At 43.6% G+C, this 1,384-nt stretch carries 1 protein-coding gene; it reads right to left on the bottom strand.

All coding sequences use genetic code 11. The features are described from left to right. Positions 1-68: 68 nt before the first annotated feature. Positions 69-1,343 (bottom strand): c-type cytochrome biogenesis protein CcmI, encoded by a 1,275-nt coding sequence (gene ccmI, locus BCU12_RS04765; protein ID WP_102403220.1) that lies wholly within the window; start codon positions 1,341-1,343, stop codon positions 69-71. Positions 1,344-1,384 lie beyond the last annotated feature (41 nt).

Here is a 1,384-nt window from a genome sequence, read left to right as displayed (position 1 = left end):
ATGTTATACATCGGCCTTAATATACAAACGCTCATTTTAAACTGTTTTATAGAACAGCGGGCTATTTATCAAAACTGTCGATCGATCACCACGTTAACTGATTCGCCCATTTGAGTGACAGCACTTTCGCCATGCCAATCACCCTCTTTTGTAGAAACGTTGCCATCACTATCGATACGAACACGCACAATAAAGGACTCTAAGTCAGAGAAGTTACGACCCTCGACCATGCTATTCCCATCATCAATCACAACCGTTCTTGGAAAGCTGCCCACTGGATAGCGTGCGGCAGCAACCGGCATTGGCATGCCATCAGCACTATGAACCGATACAATAAGTGCAACACCGCTATTTAGATTAACTGCATCAGAAAGCGAAATCGTAATCGCTGCAGAACTGCCTTGAAGTGACTGCTGAGAGCCTTCGCCATGTGCAGATTCAAGACTCTGTGATGTCGCTGGTTCGGTTGTGATACCCATGCGTTTCTGCGCACTTTCAATGCTACGCGATAACATTTCAAAACGGCTGTCTTCTGGACCTATCATTTTTTGCATGATGCTCCAATACTTCACAGCTGAAGCATAATCATTGCGCTCGAAAGAATCGAAGGCCAACAATGAGAATACACGAAGATCGACGTAATCCTGTTGAATCAAGTTATTCAACATTGAACGTGCGCGATTCTGATCGGTCTCATCTGGTGACATCATGAGTGCTTGAGCAAAACCAAGTTGTGCATCTTGGTCAGAGGTATCAAGACGGTAAGCACGCTTCATCGCACCTAATGCTGTCTCTACATCTCTATTGGCAAGCGCAATTCTGCCAAGCAGCATCCATCCAGTCATGTCCTGAGGATCGGCATGTAAACGTGTACGCAAGCCGAGTGTCAGATCATCCATTTCATCGTCAGTTAACATGACCCCTTCAGGGTTCATCAACTTTTTAGACAGTTCTGGAAGGTTGCTTGTCACCTCATTCCACTCTATCACTTTATCCATAGCACCGAATTTAGCATACGTAGCATATGACAATGCAATCACAAGCAGTATCGATGGAACCACAAACAACATAGGTGAAATCGGCGTTTCTTTCCCAACTTGAGCATCACTCGGAACATCATCGAGCAAAGACTGCTTGAGATCAGAGATCAGTTCTTGCTGATCATCGACTAAACCTTCTTTATCTTCCTCTTCAAGCTCTGTTAAGCGATCTTTAAAAAATGCCTTATTTAGCTCATCTCTCGCACTTTGATCGTCATTGGTTCGTTTTTTAATGACGGGAAGCACAATCATTAAGCATGCAAACAAAACCAGTAATACAGAAGCGACCCAAAATAATGTCATTACTGCTTATCTCCATCATTTTTTTCATCAAGTAGCGCTTT

The sequence above is a fragment of the Vibrio sp. 10N.261.55.A7 genome, from assembly GCF_002877365.1.
Classification (GTDB): domain Bacteria; phylum Pseudomonadota; class Gammaproteobacteria; order Enterobacterales; family Vibrionaceae; genus Vibrio.
Note: the sequence above shows the minus strand (reverse complement) of the source record. Positions and strands in the feature narration are given on the sequence as shown.